The sequence below is a fragment of the Posidoniimonas polymericola genome, from assembly GCF_007859935.1.
Lineage (GTDB): Bacteria > Planctomycetota > Planctomycetia > Pirellulales > Lacipirellulaceae > Posidoniimonas > Posidoniimonas polymericola.
Genome location: NZ_SJPO01000016.1, coordinates 59,924 through 84,871, shown reverse-complemented (window position 1 = coordinate 84,871; position 24,948 = coordinate 59,924). Strand labels below are relative to the sequence as shown.

Sequence of the window (24,948 nt, the reverse complement as noted above, 5' to 3'; positions counted from 1 at the left end):
CCAGGGCGCAACCTCGACTAGATCGCCTCGCAGTGACGAATTGGCGTGCGCAAATCGCGTGCCGAACAGTATTGGGACAGTCTTGACTTATGACCGAGCGGACAAGCGTGAGAGTCGGACCTGTACGCCCAGTTTCCGTCCAGTGCGTGGCGAATCACCAGCAAATCCACCACGCCCTTTCAGGGCGTGCCACCCGTTCATTGCAGCTTGGCGCCTTGGAGGTTCACCCGTTTTACCTTGGCCAGCGCGCTGGCGTCCGGTTCTTTGGGCGTGAAGAGCAACGCAGGCCGCTGCGGCGGTGAGCGCCGAGCCGGCGGCTTCCGCTGGCATTGGCTGGGCGGGGGCTCGCCGTGCTGGACGCTTCGGACCGGGGGGCTAACGCCCTGCGGCTGGTGGCCGCGTCGCGGGTCCGCGTGTGCCGGTAGTGACAAGGTTCAGGCGGGACGCGGCTACTGCAGCCCGCGGCGGAAGGTTTGCGGGCGGGTGGGCGGCATGCCGGCCGCGGAGGACTGGGCCGAAGAGGTCTGCGGCGCTGACGCTGTGCGGGTGCGTTCGACCAGCATCGCGACCAGCCGGCCGGTGGCGATGTTGCCCGGCGTCGAGAGCTCGGTGTAGCGGGTGATCTGGCGGTTGTAGTCCTTGGCGATCTGCACGAACGCCCGCCGCTGCAACGCGAGCAGCTGGAACGCCTTGAGCACGCCCTCACCGCCCACGCTCTGCTGGTTGACGTCCTGCAGGAAATCCTGCAGTCGGCTCACCTCGGCCGCGGCGGATGCCAGTTCGGCGTAGCGGAGCGGGATGAGTTGGTCGAGCACGCGGGCCTCCTGCGAATCGCGGCCGGCAAACGCCTGGGGGTATTTGGTGTTGTACTCGCCGCACAGCGGGAGGTCTCCGGGCAGCGGCAGCGAGCTGGCGCCCATCAGCGCCGCCAGCCGGCGCTGGGCGGCGACCGCGGCGAGCTGCGACGTGCCGATGCGGGTCTGCCACTGCTGCGCGGCTTGGCTGATCTCGGCGTTGCGGCCGCCGAGTCGCTGCTGGTGCCGGTTGAGTTCGCTGGCCTCGTGCAGGCCAAGGTAGTAGTCGGCGACCGACGAGCAGAGGTCCCAGTAGGCGTTGATCCGCTGCGTCTGCTGCGAGCGGTCGCCGCCGCTGGCGACCACCTGCTCGAGCCGAACCGGCGTGCCGGAGAGGTTCGAGGAGCCGGGCCGCTTCATGATGCCGGTCATCAGCTCGTCGGTGTGGTAGACACGCGACGCGGATGAGCCGGAGCCGCCAGTGGGGGCGGTTGCCGTGGGCGTGCGGGTGACAGGCGGGTACTGCGTCGCGGGCCGCTGGGCCGGGGGCGTCGCGGTGGCGGGGGGCGGCGAGCTGGTCGTGCTTGGCAGTCCGGGGACGGGAAGCGGCGGCGAACCCGCCTGGCCACCGCCGTAGGGCGAAGCGCCAAACGGGGTCGATAGATCGGAATCGCCGGGCGACGCGGCCCCGCTCGCGGCCGGCAGCCCTTGCCCACCGGAAAATGCCTGGCTCATCGGGGGAAGCTGGGGCGAATCGCCGTACCGCTGCGCATACGAGGAAGCGCTGATGAGAAGCAAGAGTAAGCAGGCGGCAGTGGTTCGCATCGTGCGACTCCATGCGCGGTGAGGCGGGTTTGTCCATAAACCGCTCACAACGTGCCAATTGCTGGCACTGGAGTCAAGATCAATCCGCGGCTGCCTGCAGGAAGGCGTGCTAGCAGCGACGAGCGGTCAGTCGAGCTCTTCGAGCCAGACCCGCAGCTCGTTCTCGTACTCGCTGGCCAGGTCGCCGCGGACGAGCGTGCGCTGGAACTCGGCGAGGCCGTCGAGGCCGGTGTCGGCGTCCTCGGCGCTGACGTAGCGGAGGGTCGGGTCCGGCGCCGTGAGCCGCCGGCAGATGGTCATCAGGAGGTCGCTGTGGCGGACCTCGTCAGGGAGGATCTTCTTGAGCCGCTGCGGCAGCGTCCGCTTGGCCTCGAGCAGCTTGGCGAAGTCGTTGATGCCGGCGAACAGCGGCTGCCCGGCGAGGATTTCGATCAGCACATACCCCAAACTGCACAGGTCCGAGCGGGGCGACTGCTCTTGCCGCTCGAGCACCTCGGGCGCCGCGTACTGCGGGGTGCAGGTGCGGTCGAGCGGCAAGTTCTTGAGGTCCACGGCCGAGCCGATGTCGATGATCTTGGCGTTGCCGGTCCGCTTGACCATGATGTTCGACGGCTTCATGTCGCCGTGGACGATCTCCTCGCGGTGCAGCGCGGCCAGGCCGGCCAGGCACTCGCGGATAATGGCGACCGCCATGCCGGGCTTGAGCCGCGGCCGGACCGGGCCGGCCGTGACGATCACGTTGTTGATGTACTCCCAGCGGCGGTTGCTGACCCGCTCGCGGGCCCGCTCGAGCATGCCGGCGGTGAGCAGGATGTCGAGGTCGTAGCCGTCGATCCACTCCATCTGCAGGATGCGGATGCGGTTCCGCTCAATGAAGTTCTGCACGTCCAGCAGGTTGTCGTGCTGGATCTGGGCGACGCGGCTGTTGATGGCCGCCATCTGCCGCATTGCGTCGACGTAGGCCCGTTCGTCGAGGTACCGCTCGGGCGAGAAGAACTTGAGGGCCACCGGCAGGGTGAACTGGTCGGAGCCACGCTGCTCGGACAGGTACACCACGCCCTGACCTCCGGACCCCAAGATCCTCTTCATCCAGAGGTGCTCGGTCCAGCTGAGCTTCTCTTGCTGGATGAGGTCGTCGTAGCGGGCGTACAGCTCATTCGGGCAACGGTTGCCCTTCTGATCCCCTTGGAAAGAGATCGTCCGGGTTTGCTGCAGAATGGTGGTGGTCATGAAGAGAGATCTCCGCCGGGGGGTCGTTGTCTCCGTACCAGGCCAACTCTGGTGAGGCCTGAATCGTCGCGTGCGCTTCCTTGCTAGTCGACCTCGACTGCCCTAATTCTAGTTCTCCTAAAACTGCGCCGTCTACATAAGATTTGTCACAAACAGGTCCGATTTAAATGCAATTCCGCATGAATGTCCGCAAAGAGTCCTCTGGCGTCGGGAATCCGAGCCGCTTGTCGACCAGATTGACGAGCCGCTCCCCAGCGAAGTACCGCTTCAGGTTCAGGCAGAAGAGATCGGTCATGTCGTCGATGCGGGACGCCTTCTGCCCACCCACATGGGGAGTGATGAGCGTGTTCGGCGCGTCCCACAGGCGGCTGTCCTGCGGAAGCGGCTCGATTTCGGTGACGTCGACCGCGGCGCCCCCCAGGTGACCCGACTCGAGTGCGTCGACCAGGTCCGACTCGACCACCAGCGGGCCGCGGGCCACGTTGACCAGCACCGCGCCTGGTTTCATCTGGGCGAGCTGCTCAGCGGCGATCATGCCGCGGGTCTGGTCATTTAGTGGGGCGGTAAGGATGACGATGTCGCAAGCCGGCAGCAGCTGGTCGAGCGCGTCGTGGGGCAGCAGCTCCGCCACGCAATCCGGTTTGTCGCGGGGGTAGTAGTCGGTGGCAATCATCGTGGTCTTGAAGGGCGCGAGCACGTCGGTCAGGCGGCGGCCATTGGCGCCGAGCCCGACGATGCCGACCTTTGCCCCGCACAGGTCGCGGGTCGGCAGGCGGATGAATTCCCGCTTCTTCTGGGCCTCAACGAATTCTGGGATCGAGCGCAGCAGCCCGAGCAGCAGGGCCATCGTGTGGTCGGCCACCTGGTCGGCCAGCACGCCCGACGCGCTCGAGACTGGGATCTCCGTGCCAATGACCTCGGGCGTCAGGCAGTGGTCCATCCCGGCCGCGGACGATTGGATCCACTTCAAGCGGCCAGCCGCGACGACCTCGGGCCAGGGGACCGGCACTTTGGCGTGACCGCAGTAGATGTCGGCGGTCGGGAGCAGCTCGGCGATCCGCTCCTGGCCGGCGTCGACGATCTCACAGTCGGCCGCGGCGGCTTGGATCCGGGCGACGTGCTGGGGTTGGACTGGGTAACAGAGGACAATTCTCACGGCGGTTTTGCGTTTTTGGGCAATCGGCTTCGTTGTAAAACTTCGCCGACTGCGGGTATGTGTGGTTTTCTTGCGTTTGTTCGACTACAATCTTCGATTGACGCAAGCAGCCGCGGTGGGCGGTTTCTTGGCGTCGAACGATCCTACCTGCCTCGGCGAAGCTCGCCTAGCGACTAGAGTAGTAGGTGCAGGGCGCAAACGAGTTCTGGCAAAGCTCGGACGGGCGGTCCTCTTGCCATTTGGCGTCGCACCTTGGGTCCGCTTCGCGCGGCTGCCCCCCTAGCCGAGGCAAATAATCCTGGGAGTGAAACGGTTGGGCATGACTAAGGCTCAATTAGGCGGCGCTACCGTCTTGTGCATCGTGCTGATGCGGCTCGCGGCTGGTTACCACTTCTTCTCCGAAGGGATGAAGAAGTTCGATCCCAACTACGTCAAGGTGACCGAGGGGTTCCTCCGCGGCGCTACCGGGCCGCTGGCAGATCAGTTCCACTCGCTCGCGCCCGGCCCGCACCAGGTCTACGAGCTGCTCGCCGAGCCTAAGAAGTGGGACAGCCTGGCCGAAGAGGAACAGGCCGAGATCAACAAATGGCAGGGCGAGTACTCGGCGTACCTGGCCGAGGTCCGCAAGAAGAACGCCGAGATTGAGAAGAAGAACAAAGCCGAAGAGACCAACAACCCGCTCGAGCTAGTCGACACGCAGTTCCCGCCGCGGGGCTCCTACTCGAAGTGGGCCAACCAGATCGCCGCCGACTGGCAGGACCAGCTCGACGCCTTCGCCAGTGAGGCCTCGCTCGACGACGAGCAGAGCGAGCGGGCCCGCCGCGCCTACCTGCGGGCGAAGATCAAGCTCGGGCAGTACTTTGAGGACACGGCCGAAGAGATCGAGGAGTACCAGCACGAGCTGTGGCGGCTCGAGGAGCTGAAGGCCGAGGTCCAGAACGAGGGTGGCACGCTCCCCTACATCGACGACCGGATCGCCCAGCAGGAGGCGGAAGCCAACACGGCGCCCCGCCCCTGGATTTCCGAAGTCGCGGCCATCGAAGACCGCTACCACGGAGAGCTGCGTGACTTGGCCGCCGACGCCGACCCCACAGAGGTCAACGAGGCCCTCAACCCGCCGAGCGAACTGAGCCGCGTGAACGCGATTGTCACCTGGGTAGTGGTCGGCTCGGGCGCCCTGCTCTTCCTGGGGCTGTTTACCCGGGTGGCGGCGGTCGTCGCGGCCGGCTTCCTGCTGTCGGTAATCGTGACCCAGCCGCCGTGGGTCTACGGCGCCAACACGCAGTACTTCTTCTACCAGCTGTTTGAGGTCACCGGCCTGCTGACGCTGGCCGCTGTTGGCGCCGGGCGGTGGCTCGGCATCGATGGCCTGCTTGGCGCGTGCTGCTGCAGCGGCGGGCGGAGCGGTGACCAAAACAAGAATTCCTAGCGTAGTACACCTAACTCACCTCAGGCGGTCCCGCGGCCGCTTTCCTGGCTCCCCGGAGGCTAAACGATGCATCTGACCGACGAAGAACGGAAGATCGGCAAGGACAACTACGACCGTGTCGTGGGCACGACGCGTCGCGACTTCTTCAAGAACGTCGTCGGCGCCGGCGCCGTGTCGGCCGGCGCCGCGGGTGCGTACTACTTCAACTACGGCGACACCATCGGCGGCGACCGGGTGCGGATCGGCGTGATCGGCACCGGCGACGAGGGCAACGTGCTGATTGGCGCCCTCAACCCCGAATACGTCGAGGTCAAGGCGATCGCCGACCCGCGTCCCTACAGCCAGCACCGCGCTTTCCACGGCGACCAGTACAGCCCCTCGGCCGCCGCGGCCCGCAAAGGTCTGATGGCGGTCTATGGCTGGAAGTCCGAGGACGAGGCCCGCAAGAACGTCGACGTCTACTCCGACTACAAAGAGCTGCTCGAGCGCGATGACATCGAGGCGGTGATTATCGCCACGCCGCTCTTCCTGCACGACGTCGTGGCGATCGACGCGATGCGGGCCGGCAAGCACGTGCTGACCGAGAAGCTGATGGCGCACAGCGTCCGTCAGTGCAAGGAGATGGCCCGCGTCGCGGAGAAGGAGAACAAGCTGCTGGCGACCGGCCACCAACGCCACTACAGCATCCTCTACGCCAACGCGGTCGACACCATCCGCAAGGGCGTGATCGGCGACATCCACCACATCCGCGCCCAGTGGCACCGCGGCAACCTGCCGGGCAACGACAGCTGGCGGCCCGACCTGCCGACCGAGATGATGTCTCCCCAGCAGATTTCCGAAGCCGAACGCGCCGCCAAGGCGGCCGGCGGCGCCGCCGGTCTGGCGGCTTGGCGGGACGAGCACCACATGCTGCGGGAGCTCGCCGCCTGGCAGAAGAAGCTGAGCGAGCTGAAGGACAACCCGAAGTCCAAGGAGTCCGACATCCTGGCCTGGGAGAAGAAGGTCGCCCAGAAGGAGGCCCAGATGGACGACTACGGCCTCGAAGCCACAAACTACGGCTACCGCAAGTACCAGGTGCCCGAAGGGGGCTACGTCTGCTCGCCGATCGAGGAGATGATCCGCTGGCGGCTCTGGAACCGCACCGGCGGCGGCCTGATGGCCGAACTCGGCAGCCACCAGCTCGACGCGTCGGGCATCTTCATCAGCTCGCAGTTCGACGGGCACACCAAGGTCCGCCCGCTGAGCGTCACCGCGGTCGGCGGCCGGCACATCTTCCCCCCCAACCGCGACGTCGACGACCACGTCTACTGCTCGTACGAGTACCCGGGCCGCGGCTACTTCGAGGGCGACGACCCGGCCTCCGAGTCGATCGCCGATGAGAACAAGAAGGTGGTGGTGACCTACTCCTCCATCAACGGCAACGGCTACGGCGGCTACGGCGAGGTCGTGCTCGGCACCGAGGGCACCCTGATCCTCGAGCGTGAGCAGGAGACCCTGCTGTTCGGCACCCGCGGCGCGTCGACCAAGGTGAGCGTCGACAAGGACAACGCCCTGACCGCCAGCTACGAGACCGGCGGCGCCGCGGTCGCCCAGGCGACCGGGGCCCTCGCCTCGGCCGACGTCAGCCGCGGCTACACCGAGGAAATCGAGCACTGGGCCTACTGCATCCGCAACGGCCTGCCGCCCGAGACCCTGCACTGCCACCCGAAGGTCGCCCTGGCCGACGCGGTGATCGCTCTGGTGAGCAACCAGGCCATCCGCGACAAGACCCGCATCGAGTTCGACCCCGAGTGGTTCGACCCCATGAGCGACGCCGTCCCCGAGGGGCCGGCGCCCAAGAAGGCCGACGACGTGAAGGTGTCCGTGACCTGATCGTTGGGCTTGCAGAACGCTGAAACGACGAGAGGCCCGGGCGGTTCGCCCGGGCCTCTTGTTGTTGGCCACGAAAAGGCACAAGAAGACACAAGAGCATCTTGCCTGTGGAAGGTGTCTCTGAGGCCGCGGGCGGCCAATCCAGTCTGCCTCTTGTTGCTTCGCAACCCCGACTACCGCTCGAACGACTCGGGCCCGCTGGCGGCGCCAACCGCTCGTGAAAGTCGCGGCCACACAGGTCTTTCTCTTTGTGCTCTTTCGTGCCTTCTTGTGGCCAAACAATTGCCAGGAAAAGGCACGAAAACATCTTGCCTGTGGGAGCCCCCCCTCCGAGGCCGATGATGCGTGCCGAAGCGACGCTAGGCCGAAGCCTTCCGCAGCAGGTCGCCCGCCTTGTACGAGCTGCGGACCAGCGGGCCGGAGGCGACCCCCTTGAAGCCCAACTCGCGGGCGGCGTCGGCCCAGGCGTCGAAGGTGGCGGGCGGCACGTAGCGGTCGACCTCGACAAACCGCTCGCCGGGCCGGCCGGGGGCCAGGTACTGGCCGAGCGTCACGAGGTCGACGTCGACCTCCCGCAGCCGCCGCATGGCGTCGACGATCTCGTCGTCGGTCTCGCCGAGGCCGACCATCAGGCTGCTCTTGGTGATCATGTCGGGCCGGATCCGCTTGGCGCCGCGGAGGATCGCCAGGCTCCGCTCGAACGACGCCCGCGGGTCGCGGACGTGCTTGTCGAGCCGCTCGACGCACTCCACGTTGTGGGCAAAGACCGAGAGCGGCGAGCCGACCAGCAAGTGTTCTAGCGCGGCCTCGTCGCCGCCGAGGTCGCTCCCCAAGAGCTCGATCGTGGTCTGGGGGCAGCGCTCGTGCACCGCCGCGACGCACGCCCGGTAGTGCTCGGCGCCGCCGTCGGGCAGGTCGTCGCGGTTGACCACCGTAATCACGACATGAGCCAGGTTCATCCGCTCGACCGCGGCGGCCAGGGTCTGCGGCTCGTCGGCATCGGGCGGCTCGGGCGCCTTGAGCGTCTGCACCGAGCAGAACCTGCAGCCGCGGGTGCACTCCTTGCCGGCGACCATGAAGGTCGCGTCGCCGCTGGCCCAGCACTCGTTGAGGTTGGGGCAGCGGGCTTCCTCGCAGACCGTGTGCAGCGCGTTGGCCTGCACCACGTTGAGTGTCTTGTTGTAGATCGGCAGGCCGCCGCCATTAGGGGGCTGCCGGCGGAGCCACTCGGGGAGTCGCGGGCGGGGCGACGCTTCTGGTGTAGTGTTCACCTCGACATCGTAGAATTGTTTTCGTCCGCCGCCAAGACGCTTAGGCCAAGGGGAGTCTTTGCGCAAACTGGCTAGTTCTCTCTTCGCCCTTCCCACTCCGGCTCGCCGGGAACCACGAAGATGCGGTATCGTTCGAGGTCGTGCCGGGCAGCCAGCTCACTGTCCGATAGGTTGGATTCTTCGCCCAGTGAAAGCTGGTCGACGCCGAGATTGTTTGCGGCTACGTAGAGAGCGAAGTCGCCCTGGCCGCAGTCAATCGACAACATTGCTTCCGAGTCGACGATGGACTTTACGTACGCGTAACCGGTGTCCGAATGAAACGAGCAGCACGTGACCCGTTCCCACTTCGACGCATCTGGAGAGCGTTCCGAGAGAACTAGCTCAACCCAATGGTCATTTAGGTCCGCTTCGGTACCCACCATGCGAAAGCGTGGGCTGCCGGCAAATCCTGCCTTGGAACCGGTGTCCCCCCAGTTATGCCCTTCGTCGAATGACCCTGATGGGTCATCACAGATCACAAGCTGGTAGTGGCTCGCAAAGACACGGCCTTGGGCGTTCGAACGTGCCATGGTGCCTCGTTGACGCAGTAATTCGCCGATCCCGCTCCTAACCGATTAGCCCGTCAGCCCCTCAAACAGCGGGGTCGACAGGTACCGCTCGCCGAGGCTGCACATGATCGTGACGATCCGCTTGCCGGCCATCTCGGGGCGGGCGGCCAGCTTGGCGGCGGCGCACATGTTGGCGCCGCTCGAGATGCCCGCCATGATGCCCTCTTCCTTGGCCAGGCGGCGGGCCCACAGGAACGCCTCCTCGTTGCTGACCTTGATGACCTCGTCGACGATCGAGGTGTCGAGGTTCTTGGGGATGAAGCCGGCGCCGATTCCCTGGATCTTGTGCGGGCCGGGGTCGCCGCCGGAGATGACGGGCGAGTCTTCCGGCTCGACCGCGATCGCCTTAAAGGCCGGGTTCTGGCCCTTCAGGTACCGGCTGGCGCCGGTGATGGTCCCGCCGGTGCCCACGCCCGCCACGATGGCGTCGATGTCGTGGCCGCTGTCTTCCCAGATCTCGGGGCCGGTGGTGGCCTCGTGGATCGCCGGGTTGGCGGGGTTCTCGAACTGCTGCGGCAGGAAGGTGTTGTCGCCCTCGGCCGCCATCTCGGTGGCCTTGTTGATGGCGCCCTTCATGCCCTCGGCCGCCGGGGTCAGCACCAGGTCGGCGCCCATCGCGCGGAGCAGCGCCCGCCGCTCGAGCGACATCGACTCCGGCATGGTCAGGGTCAGCTTGTAGCCCTTGGCGGCGCAGACAAATGCTAACGCGATGCCCGTGTTGCCGCTGGTCGGCTCGATGATGTGGGTGTCGGCGTTGATCTTGCCGTCCCGCTCGCCGGCCTCGATCATCGCGGCGCCGATACGGTCCTTGACGCTGTTGAGTGGCTGGAAGAACTCGCACTTGGCGAACACCGTGGCGTGGCCCTCGGGCACCAGCCGGTTGATCTTGATCATCGGCGTGTCGCCGATGCAAGTGGCGGCGTTGTCGTAAGTGCGATTGCGTGGCATGGCAGACAGTCCCTTATAGTTCGATGAGTCCGTGTCGTCTCGAGCCCGAGATTATCGGGTTTTTGCCGGTGCTGACAAGGCGGCCGCCTTGCCCGAACGCAGCCGTCCTGACGCGGAGGATACACGGCGCCGCGACGCCCAAAACCTAGCGGTCGGGGCGCGTGTGTCCGGCCCCCGGCCTCGCACGCTGTGGCGGCCGGCTCGACCCGCGCCACCCGGAAGAGGCGCCAGGCCTGGCAGCCGGCGCCCAAGCGTGGCGGCGGGAGGAATGCGGCCGGAGTGTCCGGCCTCCGCCAAGTCCGGCTCGGCCCGGGCCGTTACAGCCGGCAGACCTTCACCCAGCGGGAAAAAGCCGATTCGGGGGTGCGTATCTGCGCGAAATGCGTGCGCACAATCGCGTAGGAGCGCAGCGAGTGTACGCCTAGACTGCAAGGGTAGAAGAAGTTCGGAGCAATCGGACAGGACACGAAGGATTTGCGGTCAGGGGCTCACCCCCCGACCGGCATCACTTAAATAGGAATGCCCTATGTTTGGCGCCAACAAACGACACCAACGTGGATTCACGCTCGTCGAGCTGCTGGTGGTGATCGCCATCATCGGCGTGTTGATTGCCCTGCTGCTGCCGGCAGTCCAGTCGGCCCGCGAGGCTGCCCGCCGGATGAGCTGCACCAACAGTCTTAAGAACATCGCGCTTGCATGTTTGAACTACGAGTCGGCCAACGGGACGCTTCCGCCCGGCAGCGTCAACACTTCGGCCAAACAGACCAGCGGCCTAGGCTGGCCAGTGCACATCCTGCCCTACGTTGAAGAGGCGTCCGTCAGCAAAGAGGCGATCGACCGCTACACGGCCGCGCCGGACGCCTACGGCAGCAATATGGACGCACTCAACATGCTGTTGCTGCCAATGTACCTCTGCCCGTCGGACCCGGAGTTGGCGAACCAGCAGGAGAAGTACGGCAACGCGGCCCGCAAGGGGATGAGCTACGCGGGCGTCTCGGGTTCCTACTACGCCCGGACCAACCAGTGCCCCACACTCCGCGAGCCCGACCATTACTGTGTCAGCCAAGACCTGTCATTCTTGGGCCCTAATAACTACGACGGCCTGATCGTCATGGACTGGAAGATCAAGCTCGCCAAGGCGACCGACGGTCTCAGCAAGACCTTCATGATCGGCGAGCGGACGTACCAAATCCGCGCATGGATGATCGGAGCCTACTGGAACGGCAATACAATCCCGCCGAACCCGGGTGGGCGACGCGGCAGTGCTGAGTTTACCCCGACGGGGCCGCAGCCCACGGCCGCTTGCTTCGCGATGAAGAATCTCAGCGACGTGTACTTGCTTAACCACGACCCGCTCACCGCCGCCTACGCGGGCCACGACAACAACGCCGGCGACCGCCCCGCGATCCTGCCCGACACGCCGAAAACCATCGCGGTGAACGACCTGCCCTTCGCGAGCCAGCACACCGGCGGCGTAAACTTCTGCTACGGCGATGGCAGCGTTCACTTTGTCCAAGAGAACATCGACGTGCCCGTCTACCTCGCCCTGGGCTCCCGCAACGGCGGCGAGACCGTTTCCGAATAGCCCGAGTTGGGATGACTGCTTGCTATGTATCTTTGTCGAGTGCTGGCTGGGATCCCGCTGCTGGTCTTTGCCTTGGGCTGTGCCGATGGGTCTAGTACCCAGACGGTCACCGGGTCCGTGAGCTACCAAGATCAGCCAATCAACAGCGGCGCAATCGCCTTTTACCCCGGTGAGAGCCGGCCGATCCAGGCCAAGCTGAACCCCGGCGGGGGCTACTCCGCCGAGTTGCCGCCCGGCGACTACAAGGTCACGGTCATCGTTGGCATCGATCTGCCCGAAGGCTGGAAAGAAGGGGACCCTACGCCGCCTCCCGCTGTCAGGCTCCCGCCGCAGTTCACCAGCCGCCTCCGCACGCCGCTGACCGCCACCGTCGCGCCGGACCAGTCCGAGCCGATCGACTTCAAGCTGTAGCGGCTGAAGCGTCACTCCGGGGCCAACCCGGCTCTCGACCCCTACCGGGGGAGAAATCCCCTGCTTTTTCTGTCCCCTCTGGGCCCGCGGCGCGCAAGGATAGGTAGGGCCACCCCGTGTCGGCCCGCTTACCCCTTGGTGGATTCCGACGTTGGCCATCGACGCGAAGCAGCTGTTTGAGATCCTCGTGCGTGAGAACGCCGACATGCTCATTGCGTACCTGCGGGCCGCGGTGCGGGACGCCGCGGTCGCCGATGACCTCTTCCAAGAGACCATGCTCACCGCCTGGCGGCGCCTCGAGGACTACGACCGCGCCCGGGCCTTTGGTCCCTGGCTACGCGGCATCGCCGCCAAGCTGATCCTCGCCCACTACCGAGCCTCGGTGCGCGTCGCGGCTCCGCACGAGCCGGCGGTGCTCGAGCACCTCGGGCAGCGGCTCGACCAGATCCACACGCTCCAGGGCGATGCGTTCAATGACAAGCTCGACGCACTCCGCAAGTGTGTTGACGCGTTGCCGGACAAGTACGGCGCGGCGGTGCGGATGCGGTACCACCGCGAGCTCGGCCTCGCAGAGATCGGCGAACAGCTGCAGCTCACCGCCGAGGCGGTCAAGAAACGGCTGCAGCGGGCAAAGGCCCGGCTGACCGACTGCGTTGAGCGTAAGCTGGCCGTAGCGGAGGGCGCCTGAGCGATGGCCGATTCCACCCCCACACCGAACGACCCGTTCTCCGAGGCCAACGACGCGCTGCTCGACGAGCTGCTGCGGCAGTCGCTGCAAGGGGCCGCCGACGGCCAGGACGCGCGGGTCGAGCGGGTGATCGCCAGCCTCGACGATTTGCCGGCGATTGCCGACGCACCCGCTGCTGCGCAGGCCGTGCGGCGGCGGACGATGTTCTACCGGCTCGCCTCGCTGGCGGCGGTGGTGCTGATCGGCCTGTTTGTCTGGGGCTCTGCCGGCGGCGACGCCCAGGCGACCGTGCTGCGGTGCCTGGAGCAGGCGACCCGTTTCGGCGTGCGGTGCTACCAGCAGACCACGGTGATTCAGCGGCCGCTCGTCGGCGACCTCGAGCGCCAGTCGGAGCTGTATGTCGATGGCGCCAACCGGTTTGTCATCCGCCGCGACGCCTTCCGCCCCGGCGCCCAGTTGTGGCTCGGCTGCGACGGCGAGCAGTGCTGGCTAGCCCCGCCGCGGGGGCCGATCATCCTCACCGACGGCCCGGCGATGGAGCGCTGGCTCGAACGGGGCGCCCCGGACGACCCGCCGCTGCAGCTCGCCGGCATGCTGCGGCGGTTGTCGAACCACTACGACCTCCAGCAGCTGCCCGACGAGTCGATCGACACGCCCGCCGGTGAGGCGGCCTGCGAGCGAATCGCCGGCCGCGTGCAGGACGACGCGCCGCTGCAGCTGCCGGCCACTATCGAGCTTTGGGCCGACAAGCACTCTGGCGTCGCCCGCCGGATGGTGCTGGACTGGGGGTTGGGCCCGGGCGACCGCGGCCGGTCGCGCGTCACGATCGAGCTTGCGCCCACGCCCGAGCTGCCCGACGACTGGTTCGAATACTCCGCCCACAGCGACGGCCGTCCTGTCCGCCGTGAGCTGCCGTAGCCGACCGGTTGCGACCCCTGGTCAGAGTTTGCCGGATTCTCGTCCCCTTTCGGACCCGCGGCGACAACTACTCCTGTAATGCGGTACCAGGCGTCCGCTCAGGGGCTGTTCATTTTGCCAGAGGAGTCAGGCATGCGTTGCTTTTCGTTGTTGTGTAATCATGACGCCAGCCGCAAGCCGGCGTCGGCTCGTCGCGACCGACGGACTTTCGAATCCCTCGAGAGCCGCGAGCTCTTGGCGGCCGACCTCGACCTCGCCGAGACGCTAGCCAGCCGCCGCGACGCCCTGCCGGACCGCCCGGCCGAGACCCGCGTCGAGCGGGGGCTGTTCCGGGCGGCGCCACGGGTCGCATTCCCCGACCTAAGCTCGCTCCGCACGCCCCACATCAGCGACGCGCAGAAGGAGAACCTCAAGCAGCTCCGCGCCGACCTGCTGGCGATCCGGGCCGACTCGGAAGTGACGCCGGAGATGGTCGAGCGGCTCGCAACGGACCTGGCGGCCGCCGCGGAGGTCGCTTCACGCCCCTCGGAAGAATCGGTCGCCACCCTCCGCGCGGCCATCGCCGAGGTGGTCGAGGATCAAGAGCTGACGGCGGTCGAGGTGAAACAGCTGCAGGCCTCCTTCGCTGACGTGGTCACCAGCACCGGGATCACCACAGAATTGGCCGAGGCCATCAAGACCGATGTACAGGAAGTCTTCGCGGCCTCGGGCGTTGACCAAGCGGACGTGAAGATCATCCTCGCAGACTTCCGAGCGATCGCCGCCGAGTTGCAGAACCGCGACCCGCTGATCTCCGACGCGCAGCAGGAGAACCTGCAGAAGCTGGCCGACGACCTCGCCGATGTGCGGTCGCAACTGACATTAACGCCCGAGCTGGTCGAGGAGATCCAGTCCGACCTGGCCGCTATCAAGCACGGCGCGACCCCGCCGGAGCGTTCGCTCGTGCGGGCGCTGGCCACCCAGGTCCGCGACGCCCGGGCCGATGGCCTGGTGACCGCCGAAGAGCGGGCGGGCATTGCCAACGCGTGGGACGCGGTGCTCACCAGCGCCACTATTCCGCCGGAGGAACGCGACGCTTTGTGGGAGGACCTTTCGGCGACCGGTCTCACCGCGGCGGACGTGCACCTGGTCGCGTCCGACCTGGCCGCGATCCGCGAAGAGTTCGGCGCCAACCACCCGCGGCGTGGGCGGCGGTAGACATCGGGCATGGCGGTCGCGTCCGGGCTCAACGGGCCGCGCCGCCATGCCGTTTCGATGTCGCGTTCTCGTTAGCGGCGACGGGAGAAGATCCCCCAGCCGCTGGTTTTGTTGCTCCGGCTCGAGCCGCCGCTCGCCACGTTCTGCCGCGAGCCACGCTTGCGGTACAGGTTCTCGACCGTCTGGCCGGCGGGCGGCTGCACGAAGATCTTCGGGTCGTCGATTACCCAGGGCGTCGACCAGCTGCGGCCGTTGTCCCAGTTCGCGACGTTGAAGAAGAAGTTGTTGAACGTCTGGCACCGCCAGCTGTAGGCGTACGCGCTCATCAGGTGGTCTTCTGCGGTCAGGTCCTCGGTGCCCTCGTGGGCGTAGTAGTGGACCATGCCGTCCGGCGTGAACGACATGCCCATCGTAATCCAGCCCGACTCCTTGATCTCAAAGCTCCGCGCGTCCTGACCACGGTTGTTGGCCCGCACGGTGATCTGAGCGTAGTCGGCCTCGACGTTACGCGATGTTTCGCTGCGGAACAGGATGAACATGCCGGGCCAGTAGGGCTCGACGTCGCCGTCCGGCTTCTGGCCGCGGCAGTCGGCCCGCATCCCGAAGGACGCGCCCGAGCGGTTTTCCCACTGGTCGAACGGCGGCAGATAGACCCGCACCGTGCAGCTCGGCTGCCAGCTCACGGGGATCGATCCGCCGAGGCGGCGGTCAAACTTCATCAGCAGATCGTCCTGCATCTGCTCGTTCGACAGCTTGCCCGGCACGCCGGACAGGCGGGTCTGCATCATCAGGGCGCCGGTGCTGCCCAGCAGGCCGCCCGGCGGGGTGTCGACGCGTTTCACGACGTCGGGGGTGCCACGCTTGCCCCCCTCGTGCCACAGTTTGTTGTTCGAAAAGCCGCCCGGCGAACGCTGCCGCTCGTCCTGCTCGTAGCTGCTCTTGGGCAGGTTGAGCGTGTAGGACCAGTCGGGGTCCTCGAAGTCGTCCGAGCACTTCTCGAGCCACACGCCCGTGCCGGGGACGAAGGTTTCGGCGGCGGCCGGCCAGGCGATTGCAGCGGCGGCCAGCGTTAGCAACAAACGGTATTGGTACTGGCGCATCCCTGCGTTCCCCCCAGATTCGCGTATCACGGCGGCGCCCTGTGATGCATCCATGCACCGGCGCCGTTTCTCCTATCGGCACAAAGCGACCGTGGTTTGAGCCCTGTCGGCCGGAACGGCAAAAGCCGGCCACGCTAGCACGACAGCTTGGCGGCGTCCGCAAGCGGTGGAACGCTGGTGATCCCGGGGAGAAGCTGCGGAGGTTGTTGGAGCTGCTCGACCGGGATCGCTGAAGTGGGCTGTCGGTCTGCACCGCACAGAAACCGAGGTAAGAACACGCACGCCATAGGCATAGGTCCGCGCCGGCGGGTTCTTCATCTTCAATCTGCCGCTGGACCAAAGAAACGCGGTCTTTGGGTTCTCCTCTAGCGTGGCGGTCGAGCAAGTCGCGACAATCTCACAAACAGCGAGCAAGGATGGTGGCTAGCCGACCGATCGGCGACTATCATCTCGCTAGGCCCGAGTTCTTCTTCGGCATCTGCATCCACCGTCGCCGGTCTGAAGCTGACAACGCGGGCGCCAAACGGCATCTTCATCGCGGATGAGGGTCGACGCTGCTTCCGGTTGCACGACGTTTGCCAGCTCAGGAGTAAACAAGGCATGTACAAGGCAGTCGTTCTGTCGTTGGTCTCACTCGCGCTGACTAACGGATCGCTTGCCCCGCGGGCTTGTGCTGAAGCGATTGTCGAAGAGCCGATCTACGAGGTGACGATCGGCCAGGCCCATCAGGGCTCACTCAAGTTCGATACGCTGCTGCTGGACAGCTACGGGCGGCCTTCTGATCCGCAGCGAGAGTTCTACCTCGCCGCTCGAAAGATCCTTACCACCTCGGTCAACACAAGCCCGTGGGATCCGCGGATCGTTCAGGCGGCTCAGGAGCAAGAACTGCCGCTGATCAGCGGCCCTATGCTGGGCAATCTAACTTCGAGCGGCGTGACGGTTTGGGTGCGGCCCGCCCGACTCGACTCGTTGAACGTGCAGGTTCGCCCGAGAGGCGGAGAAGAGCGGGTCTTCACCGCCGCCGCCGACCGTCCCGGTGCGGCCACGCGAATCGACCTAACCGGACTGCCTCCCGACACGCCGCACGAGTACCGGATCCTGAGCGGCTCTGGTCGGGAGTTGGGCAACGGCGCCTTCCGCACGGCCCCTGCTCCGGACGCCGCTGAAACGGTTCGCATCGGATTCGGGTCGTGCTTCCACAAGATTGGCGTTCAGAACCCGAACCTCATGCGGCGGGTCGCCGAGCGAGGCAACCACGCCGTGCTCTTGCTCGGCGACCTGGCAGTCGACGATCGCGACGCGGATCTCAATCTGCATCAGGCAGACTACCTGCTTCGGGACGCCTCGAAGGCGTGGCGGGCGTTCTCGGCCAGCATCCCAATCTACGCGAGTTGGGACGATCACGACTACCTAAACAACGACAAGTCCGGGCTGCAGGAGGGCCAGATTGACGACGCTCAGCGCGACGCTCTACGCAAGCTCTGGGAGGAGAACTGGGCCAACCCGCCCACCACCGTCGAGGGTCGAGGAATCTACTTCAACACGGTCATCGGCGGAGTTGAGGTGATTATGCTCGACACCCGCTCCTGCAGGCGTTGGGATCTGCGGAATCAACGAGGCTCCTACCTTGGCGATGCCCAGAAACAGTGGCTGCTGAGAACGCTAAAAGCCTCCACCGCCAAGTTCATTGTCCTGACGAGCGGCACGATGTGGAGCGACTGCATGTCGAAGGGCAAGGACTCTTGGGGGACGTGGGATACGCAGGAGCGGGAAGAGCTGTTCGGGTTCATCGAAGCGAACGGCATCGGCGGGGTCGTGCTGCTGAGCGGCGACCGGCACGGGGCCCGCGGGTTCCGGATCGAACGGCCCTCGGGGTTCACCTTCTACGAGTTCGAGGCCGCCACGCTGGGCGGCGTCCCCGGCCCGGAGGCCTTTGCCCCGGACGCGTCGACGCAGATCTTCGGCTACGCCGCCGGCCTGAAGGCGTTCGGCGAGCTCGAGTTCAACCTTGGGAAGCCCGATCCGGAGCTGACCTTCTGCCTGGTCGACGAGCAGGGCGAGGAACTCGAGAAGCACACCCTCACCCGCTCGCAGATGACGCCCAAGTAGACGCCGTCTGGGCTTAGGGCTGGGGCTCTTCCTGAATGAGCTTGATCGCTTGCTCCGCAAACCGCTCGCCCAGGATCTTGTACCCGTCGGGCGTGTAGTGCAGGTCGTTCTTGAGCAGCTTGCCCTTCTTGCTCAGGCCGTCGTTCAGGTCGTCCGTATCGACCCACGCTGCGTGTGGGTCGCTTTCGGCAACCTCTACTTGAGCATCTCGAACGACCGTCCAGTGCCGGTACCTTGTGTTGCTCAGGTCAAAGTCACTAAGCCGTCCGATCACAAGATTGACGTGGTCTCGCCCGAGGTCCTTGGATAGCTGATCGACCAGCCCCCTGAGGCTCTCCGCGTAGACCTCGCCATGCTGCTCTTTGGCGTCCCGCTCACCCTGCATCCACACAAGCGTAACGGTATCGAAACGCCGCTCCTGGATCGCTTCGTGAACCTGCTGCATCAACCGGTCGTAGAGGTCGCCAGTTGAACCTGGAGGGGCGCCGTGAGCGGGCTTCCACCCCTTATACCATCGACGGATCGGCTGCCCGCTTTGGGCGTCCTTTACGACAACGACGCGTTCCCTGCCGAAAGCGGCTTCGACTGTTGGCGTGAAGCTCAGGCCCGGGTCGAGCCTTTCCATGTTCGACTGGCCGGAAAGGATAAGCAGGTGATTCTCGGCCGCGTTCAGTGATACGCCAAACTCAAGAACTACAAGCCACGCAAGGCACAGCGTCTTCATTTCGAATGCCATGGGTCGATGATCTTGAGACAAGGAGGCAGCCTCCGATTGAGTCTAGGCTGCTTTGCCGGCATGCGTCGATCGCATCCTACACTCTTCGTTCTCCTTCGCCTACGCTCCGAAGTCATCGCGAGGTTAGAGACGCGGCAGGCGCCTTGCCGCGAAGGCTCGGAGCGGCGTGATCAAGGCGGCGCTAGCGGGGCCCTGAAATTGGGTTCCTGGGGCCGCGCCGAGTGCACGCCAAACCGATGTCCACGGTCAGAGGCCACATTCGCCCGCCGTCGCCGGCTGTGCTACCATGGCGCCACGCGGCGGGACGCCTCAAGCTTGCTGATCGTTGGTTCGTCCGCGGCTCGGCTCTCTGGGGCTACCCCAGGGGAGGTTGAAGGGTTCGACGTTCGTCGCGTGAGGCGCCATGCCCTCCGGTGCATGATTCCTCACGCCAGACCAGACTCGTTGGGCGTCCCGCCGTATGTTTTGCGTCGCTTACGACTACGAGGGGACCCCTTCCGCGTGGAGACCGACATCCAGAGCGTCGCCCGCGCGCTGGCCGCGGCGTTTGCGGCCGGTCCGCTGACCGCCGACCGGCTCGTGGGCTGCGGCGAGCGGACGCTCGGCCGTCGCTACCGTTGGCTGCGTCCGCTGGCGTGGCGGGTCGAGGCCGAGTTCGCCTATGGACCAAGGCCCCGTGCCGACCACATCGCCGACTTCCTGCTGCTCGACGAGCGGTTCCGTGTCTACGCGGCGCGGCACGACGCAGCCGCCGTCAGCCGCGTGCACGACCCGGTCGAGTTCTGCCCCTTCCCCGCGGCTCAGGCGTGGCCGGTCGCCCGGCTGCGGACGCCGGGCCAGCTCGCCGGCTGGCTCGACACCCCACCCCAGCAACTCGCCTGGCTGGCCGATGTCCGCGGGTGGGAGCGCCGGCGGCGCCGCGGGCCGCTGCGGCACTACCACTACCGAGCGCTGGCCAAGCGGTTCGGCGCCACCCGCCTGATCGAGGCGCCCAAGCCCCGCCTGAAGGCGGTCCAGCGGCGACTGCTGGCAGAGATCCTACACCACGTCCCGCCGCACGACGCCGCGCACGGCTTCCGCCCGGGGCGTTCGATCCGCACGTTTGCCGCCCCCCACTCTGGGCAACGCGTGGTGCTCAAGCTCGACCTGGAGGACTTCTTCCCGTCGACGCCGGCCGCCCAGGTGAACGCCCTGTTCCGCTCGCTCGGCTACCCCGAGGCGGTGGCCGACCTGCTGACCGGGCTCTGCACCAACACGGCGCCCGCGGCTGTGTTCTCCCCGGACTCAGCACGAGACTGGCGGGCAGCGCTGCAGCGGGCCCGCTACGCGCAGCCGCACCTGCCGCAGGGCGCGCCGACCTCTCCTGCCCTAGCCAACCTGTGTGCGTACCGCCTCGACTGCCGGCTGGCCGGCCTGGCGGCAGCGGCGGGCGGCGTGTACACCCGCTACGCCGACGACCTCGCCTTCAGCGGCGGCGCCGAGTTCGCACGCTCGGTGCACCGCTTCCGCACGCACGCCGCGGCGATTGCCCTGGAGGAAGGCTACCGCGTCAACCACCACAAGACCCGCGTGATGCCCACCGCCCAGCAGCAACGCATCGCGGGGCTGGTCGTCAACGCGCAGCCCGCCGTCAGCCGCGCGGAACGCGACCGCCTCAAAGCCGTACTAACGAACTGCGTGCGCCACGGCCCCGCCAGCCAGAACCACACCGGCCACACCGACTTCCGAGCGCACCTGGGCGGCCGGATCGCGTTCGTCGAGATGGCCTGCGCGCGGCAGGCGGCCAAGCTGCGGCGGGTGTTCGAGCAGATTGAATGGGGGTAAGCGGATAGAGGCTTGCGACCGGTTCCGACAGCGATTCGGGTCTGGCGGCTAATTGCGGCCGAGCAGGTAGCGTCTGCGCCCCTGAGTTTTGCTCGCGGAACAATTGTCGCCACCGATTGATGGCAATCGGTGTTCGTAGTTGTTCCTCCGTGAAACATCGAGCCGGCAAGCGTTGGCGTCCGGTTTTTCAATCGCAATCGGCTGCGATCCCAGCCCCGTCGATGCCGCCTTCTCACCGGTTTTCAATCGAAATATGCCACGCCCTGTGATCCAATAGTGGTTGGGCACGGGGCTTCGACCGCGCGGGGAACTAGCTATTCATGGCTGCGCGGCGAATGAACCCGCCGCATTGAGCCTGCTCACACGGAAACCGGCCTTGCGTTGGTCGGCCTCGGTCCATTGGCGGCGCAGGGATCAATAGTACGCCACGCGAGAGTTTTGTCCCCTGAAGCGTGCAGAATCGGACAAAAGTCCGACGGCCGCTAACACGGCGGTCGCCACAACGTGTTGTATTGTTGGGGCTTAGGGAATGCAGGGCCCGAAACGGGCTACGACTTTTGTCCCTATGAATCGATGTCGCTACAGGGGACAAAACTCAGCGGGGGCAAAAGTCGCGCGGATGACGCGTGCGGCTACGGGTCGAGCAGCGGCGCCAGGTCGGCGGTTCGATCCTCGTTCGAGGGGAACGGGCCGAGCGGCTCGCTGGGGACCGGCTCGTACCAGAACGACGCGGTGGACCAGTCGTCGTCGCGTTCGTAGTAGCAGCAGCCGATCTGCTGGATCGTGATCCGGCACTCCGTCTTCCAGTAGATCGGGTCGGGGAGGTGCCAGCGGTACATCGAGATGTACTCGGCGGGCGTCTCGACGGTTTCGTTCTGGGGGATATCGAGCTGCGGGAACTTGGCCTTCGATTTCTCAAGCAGGCTGCAGCCGTGGTAGCGGTGGGTGGTGTTTTGCATGCCGTACGAGAGGCCGACGTAGTCCTCGCTGCCGGTGCCGCAGATGGTAGGCAGCTTGTCGTCGCCGTCGAGGTAGGCCTTCATCTCGCCTTCGCCCCACCAGCCGGGGTGCAGCGTGCGGACGCCCATCACGGCGCCGAGGAAGCGGCCCTTGCCGGTCCGCTTGGGGAGGAGTTCGAAGTCCTCGCCGGGCGTGGTGGGGTTCGCGCGGCGGAAGTTGGCGTGCATCCGCCCAACGTTGTCGGGGTGGTTGTCGCCGAGGGTGTAGTCGACTTGGTAGTAGATGGTGACGTCGAGGTCGCTGTCGTTGGTGATCGTCAAGCGGGCGCGGCTGGTAAACGGCATCGGCAGCCAGAAGTTGAACGCGGCGCTCTCGCCGACCGAGTGGGCCGCCGACTGGTAGGCGACCGACTTGCTGTGGGCGCCGCCCATGAAGTCACCGATGGGGCACTCGATGCTGGGGTGCTCCTGGCCGTCCCAGTACCCGCGGAGGACGACCGAACGGAGCACCGTAGTCCTACGCTGGTCGTCCTGCTGCCAGGAGCCGGTCATCCAGATGTGCCGGATCGAACCGTTTCCCTCAATGTCGCAGAGCTGATGGGTCTCGCCGGCGGGGAGCCTGAAATTGGGAGCGCCCTTCCGGCCGGGGCCGAGGGCGCTCGCCGCCTGGCCGCCGGCGCCCGGCTCGCCGGTGGGGTTTTCGGCCGTGACCGCCCGGGACACCAGCGGCGTGCTGAGGTCGTACAGCGCGAGCGGCTCCGGCGGCTGCGCCGAGGCCGGACCGGTCGTCGGCGCCAGCGAGACAAACAGCAACAGCGTCGTCAGACTCGATCTCATGGCAAGCACACTTGGGGGATCAATAGAAATGAGCCGATTGGGGCCGCATGGGCTAGGCCGTTTCGTACCCCTTGCGCTGCTCACGGGCGACAAACGAGTTGGCCTGCTTGTCGCCGACAAACGACTGGGTCGCCGGGTCGTAGGTCAGCGTGCGTCCGAGCCGCATCGCGATGTTGACCGCGTGGCAGACGTTCAGCATGCGGTTGTGGCTGGGGACGTCCGAGATCGGCTGCGTGCGGGACTTCACGCAGTCGAAGAAGTGGTCCATGTGCGACTTCGGTTTGGCCTGGCCGTAGAGCGTCTGGAACGGGTCCGCGGGCAGCGGCCGGTCGCCGAGCGCCTCGACCGGGGCGCCGACCAGCTTGCCGCGGTTCACCAGGAAGCGGCCCTTGTCGCCGGTGAACATGACGCCGTTGTCGAAGCCGAGGTCGTCAACGGCGTTGTCGCGGATGTCCATCTCGATCCCGTCGGCGAACGTGCAACGCACGTTGAACGCGGTGGCGGCGTTGAAGCGGTCGTCCTGGGCGGGCATGCCGTCGACGAACTCGACCGGGTGGGTGACCGAGATCGGCTCGATCTTCACATGCCCGATGTCGTCGCGTTGCTTGTCGAGCGCGAGCATCGCGATGTCGACGTGGTGGGCGCCCCAGTCGGTCAGCTTGCCGCCGGAGTATTCGTACCACCAGCGGAAGTAGTGGTGGGTGCGGCTGAACGGGTGGCCCGCCCCCCAGCCGCTGGTGTCGGTGATGGTAGGAGACTCACGGTAGTCGACCATCGGGCACTGGCCGAGCCACTTGTCCCAATTAAGCTGCTTTGGCGGGGCCGTGACCGGCAGTGGCTCCGCGTCGCGCGAACCGCCGATGCAGACGGTCACTCGTTTGACGCCGCCGACGCGGCCGTCGCGGACCATCGCGGCGGCGGTGGTGAACATCTGCCCAAACTCGGTCCGCTGCTGCGTGCCGACCTGCACGATGCGGCCGGTGCGGGCGATCGCCTCCTCGATCTGCCGCCCCTCGGCGATGGTCAGCGTCAGGGGCTTCTCGCAGTAGACGTCCTTGCCGGCGTCGACCGCGTCGATGACGTGCTTGGTGTGCCAGTGGTCGGCCGAGCCTACCACCACGACATCGATGTGCTTGTCGTCGAGGACCCGCTGGTAGTCCTCGTGCACGGTCATATCGATCGGCCGGCCGAGGTCGCGGTGCAGGTCCATCACGGTCTGCCAGGCGCGGCCCGCCTGGGCGGCGTCGACGTCGGCGATCTTGGCGCAGGGGCCGAGGGCGGTTGCCTGATGGCCGAGCGCTGTGTGGAACCGGATGCCGGTCCCGATGAAGCCGACCACCGGCTGCTCGTTGGGCGAGGCGGTCGCCGGCGCCGCCAGCGAGACGCCCGTGTGGAACAGGTTGGCGGCGGCGACCGCGCCGGTAGAAGCCAGGAAGCCGCGTCGGTTGATGCCCATTTATTTGCTATTGCCTAAGGAGCCACGGGGTAGTTGGAGTTGACTTCGATTAGTTGTCGAGGCCTTCGGAGGTCTGGACGATGCGTTTCATGAGGCCGTTGTCGTCGTAGTACAAGCGGTCGATGCAGACCGAGCGGCGGAAGCTGCCGCCGGTATTGGGCGCCTGGACCATGCCGTTGTGGTAGAAGAAGTAGTCGGCGCCCTGGAAAGAGATGATGCCTTGGTGGATCGTGTTGCTGTTGGGGGCCCCCTCGGAGAGCAGCCCGCGGGGCTCCCACGGCCCAACCAACTGCTTGGAGGTCGAGTAGGCGATCTTCTCCGGGAAGCCGGTCGCGTACGAGAGGTAGTACGTGTCGCCCCGCTTGTGGATCCAGGGCGCCTCGGTGAAGGCGCCAAGCTGCTCGTCCGGGATCACGTGGATCTCGCCGTCGAGCTCGGTCATGTTCGGCTTCAGTCGGGCCCAGTAGCACTTCTGGTTGCCCCAGAACAGCCACGCCTGGCCGTCGTCGTCGATCCAGACGGTAGGGTCGATGTCGTCCCAGCTGATCTGGGTCGCCTTGGTCATGTCGTTGGTGACGAGCGCCGAGCCGCGGGCGTCAACGAAGGGGCCGGTAGGCGAATCGGACACCGCGACGCCGATTGCCTTGCCGTGGTGCGACTCGTTGTGCTGCACCGTGGCGTAGAAGTAGAACCTGCCGTCGCGCTCGATGACCTGCGAGGCCCAGGCGTCGCCCATGGCCCACTCGAAGTTCTTTGGCGCGAGCGGCGAGCCCTCCGGCTTCCAGGACTTGAGGTCCTGGCTCGAGAAGCAGAGCCAGCGGAACATGCGGTAGTGCTCGTCCGGCTTGGCCTCGTCCTGACCGCAGTACAAGTAGACGGTGTCGCCGACAACCAGCGGCGCGGGGTCCGCGGTGAAGACCTCCGTGATGATCGGGTTGGCCGCGTTGGCGACCGCCGCCCAGCTTAGCAGTATGGCAGAAAACAGCTTCATAAGG

The 24,948-nt window shown here is 66.2% G+C and carries 20 protein-coding genes; 9 read left to right on the top strand and 11 right to left on the bottom strand.

Annotation, left to right across the window (positions count from 1 at the left end):
• Positions 1-449: 449 nt before the first annotated feature.
• The 3 genes from Pla123a_RS23430 to Pla123a_RS23420 form a co-directional block, all read right to left on the bottom strand.
• Positions 450-1,529 (bottom strand): hypothetical protein, encoded by a 1,080-nt coding sequence (locus Pla123a_RS23430; protein WP_146591601.1) that lies wholly within the window; start codon positions 1,527-1,529, stop codon positions 450-452.
• A gap of 216 nt (positions 1,530-1,745) precedes the next feature.
• Entirely contained in the window at positions 1,746-2,849 is a 1,104-nt protein-coding gene (locus Pla123a_RS23425; protein WP_146591599.1) for a serine/threonine-protein kinase, read from the bottom strand.
• A 163-nt stretch (positions 2,850-3,012) separates the two neighbouring features.
• Entirely contained in the window at positions 3,013-4,005 is a 993-nt protein-coding gene (locus Pla123a_RS23420; RefSeq protein WP_146591597.1) for a D-2-hydroxyacid dehydrogenase, read from the bottom strand.
• A 319-nt stretch (positions 4,006-4,324) separates the two neighbouring features.
• Here Pla123a_RS23420 and Pla123a_RS23415 point away from each other — a divergent pair, with 319 nt between their 5' ends.
• Together Pla123a_RS23415 and Pla123a_RS23410 are read left to right on the top strand one after the other, a co-directional pair.
• On the top strand, positions 4,325-5,434 hold the full coding sequence (locus Pla123a_RS23415; RefSeq protein WP_146591594.1) for a DoxX family protein: 1,110 nt from the start codon (positions 4,325-4,327) through the stop codon (positions 5,432-5,434).
• Positions 5,435-5,500: 66 nt separating this feature from the next.
• Positions 5,501-7,306 (top strand): Gfo/Idh/MocA family protein, encoded by a 1,806-nt coding sequence (locus Pla123a_RS23410; protein WP_146591592.1) that lies wholly within the window; start codon positions 5,501-5,503, stop codon positions 7,304-7,306.
• 359 nt (positions 7,307-7,665) lie between these two features.
• Here the strand turns inward: Pla123a_RS23410 and lipA are convergent, their stop codons facing one another.
• The 3 genes from lipA to cysK form a co-directional block, all read right to left on the bottom strand.
• A complete protein-coding gene (gene lipA / locus Pla123a_RS23405) occupies positions 7,666-8,577 on the bottom strand; it encodes a lipoyl synthase (protein ID WP_197528231.1) in 912 nt (303 codons plus the stop codon).
• A 71-nt stretch (positions 8,578-8,648) separates the two neighbouring features.
• Positions 8,649-9,146: a hypothetical protein gene (locus tag Pla123a_RS23400; protein WP_146591588.1), complete on the bottom strand. Its 498-nt coding sequence runs from the start codon at positions 9,144-9,146 to the stop codon at positions 8,649-8,651.
• Positions 9,147-9,191: 45 nt separating this feature from the next.
• Positions 9,192-10,133 (bottom strand): cysteine synthase A, encoded by a 942-nt coding sequence (gene cysK, locus Pla123a_RS23395; RefSeq protein WP_146591586.1) that lies wholly within the window; start codon positions 10,131-10,133, stop codon positions 9,192-9,194.
• Positions 10,134-10,659: 526 nt separating this feature from the next.
• On the opposite strand from cysK, the gene Pla123a_RS23390 reads away from it, so the two are divergent.
• From Pla123a_RS23390 to Pla123a_RS23370, 5 genes are all read left to right on the top strand, one after another.
• Positions 10,660-11,718, top strand: coding sequence for a DUF1559 domain-containing protein (locus tag Pla123a_RS23390; RefSeq protein ID WP_146591584.1), 1,059 nt, complete (start codon positions 10,660-10,662; stop codon positions 11,716-11,718).
• A 117-nt stretch (positions 11,719-11,835) separates the two neighbouring features.
• Positions 11,836-12,129 (top strand): hypothetical protein, encoded by a 294-nt coding sequence (locus Pla123a_RS23385; RefSeq protein WP_146591582.1) that lies wholly within the window; start codon positions 11,836-11,838, stop codon positions 12,127-12,129.
• 151 nt (positions 12,130-12,280) lie between these two features.
• Positions 12,281-12,817, top strand: a complete 537-nt coding sequence (locus Pla123a_RS23380; protein WP_197528230.1) for an RNA polymerase sigma factor — start codon at positions 12,281-12,283, stop codon at positions 12,815-12,817.
• Positions 12,818-12,820: 3 nt separating this feature from the next.
• Positions 12,821-13,735, top strand: a complete 915-nt coding sequence (locus Pla123a_RS23375) for a hypothetical protein (RefSeq protein ID WP_146591580.1) — start codon at positions 12,821-12,823, stop codon at positions 13,733-13,735.
• A gap of 132 nt (positions 13,736-13,867) precedes the next feature.
• The gene (locus Pla123a_RS23370) at positions 13,868-14,932 is read left to right on the top strand and encodes a hypothetical protein (RefSeq protein ID WP_146591578.1); all 1,065 of its coding nucleotides are present in this window, start codon (positions 13,868-13,870) and stop codon (positions 14,930-14,932) included.
• A gap of 71 nt (positions 14,933-15,003) precedes the next feature.
• Here the strand turns inward: Pla123a_RS23370 and Pla123a_RS23365 are convergent, their stop codons facing one another.
• A complete protein-coding gene (locus tag Pla123a_RS23365) occupies positions 15,004-16,032 on the bottom strand; it encodes a hypothetical protein (protein WP_146591576.1) in 1,029 nt (342 codons plus the stop codon).
• A gap of 600 nt (positions 16,033-16,632) precedes the next feature.
• On the opposite strand from Pla123a_RS23365, the gene Pla123a_RS23360 reads away from it, so the two are divergent.
• On the top strand, positions 16,633-18,141 hold the full coding sequence (locus Pla123a_RS23360) for an alkaline phosphatase D family protein (protein WP_146591574.1): 1,509 nt from the start codon (positions 16,633-16,635) through the stop codon (positions 18,139-18,141).
• Positions 18,142-18,154: 13 nt separating this feature from the next.
• On the opposite strand, the gene Pla123a_RS23355 is transcribed toward Pla123a_RS23360, so the two are convergent.
• A complete protein-coding gene (locus Pla123a_RS23355; protein WP_197528229.1) occupies positions 18,155-18,877 on the bottom strand; it encodes a sialate O-acetylesterase in 723 nt (240 codons plus the stop codon).
• Positions 18,878-19,378: 501 nt separating this feature from the next.
• Here Pla123a_RS23355 and Pla123a_RS23350 point away from each other — a divergent pair.
• Positions 19,379-20,701 (top strand): reverse transcriptase family protein, encoded by a 1,323-nt coding sequence (locus tag Pla123a_RS23350; protein WP_197528228.1) that lies wholly within the window; start codon positions 19,379-19,381, stop codon positions 20,699-20,701.
• 632 nt (positions 20,702-21,333) lie between these two features.
• Here Pla123a_RS23350 and Pla123a_RS23345 read toward each other — a convergent pair.
• The 3 genes from Pla123a_RS23345 to Pla123a_RS23335 are packed head-to-tail and all read right to left on the bottom strand — an operon-like array spanning position 21,334 to position 24,944.
• Entirely contained in the window at positions 21,334-22,497 is a 1,164-nt protein-coding gene (locus Pla123a_RS23345) for a glycoside hydrolase family 172 protein (protein ID WP_146591570.1), read from the bottom strand.
• Between the two features lie 52 nt (positions 22,498-22,549).
• Complete coding sequence (locus Pla123a_RS23340; protein ID WP_146591568.1) at positions 22,550-23,953, bottom strand: Gfo/Idh/MocA family protein; 1,404 nt, start codon at positions 23,951-23,953, stop codon at positions 22,550-22,552.
• A 49-nt stretch (positions 23,954-24,002) separates the two neighbouring features.
• Positions 24,003-24,944 (bottom strand): glycoside hydrolase family 43 protein, encoded by a 942-nt coding sequence (locus Pla123a_RS23335; RefSeq protein ID WP_146591566.1) that lies wholly within the window; start codon positions 24,942-24,944, stop codon positions 24,003-24,005.
• Positions 24,945-24,948: the final 4 nt, after the last annotated feature.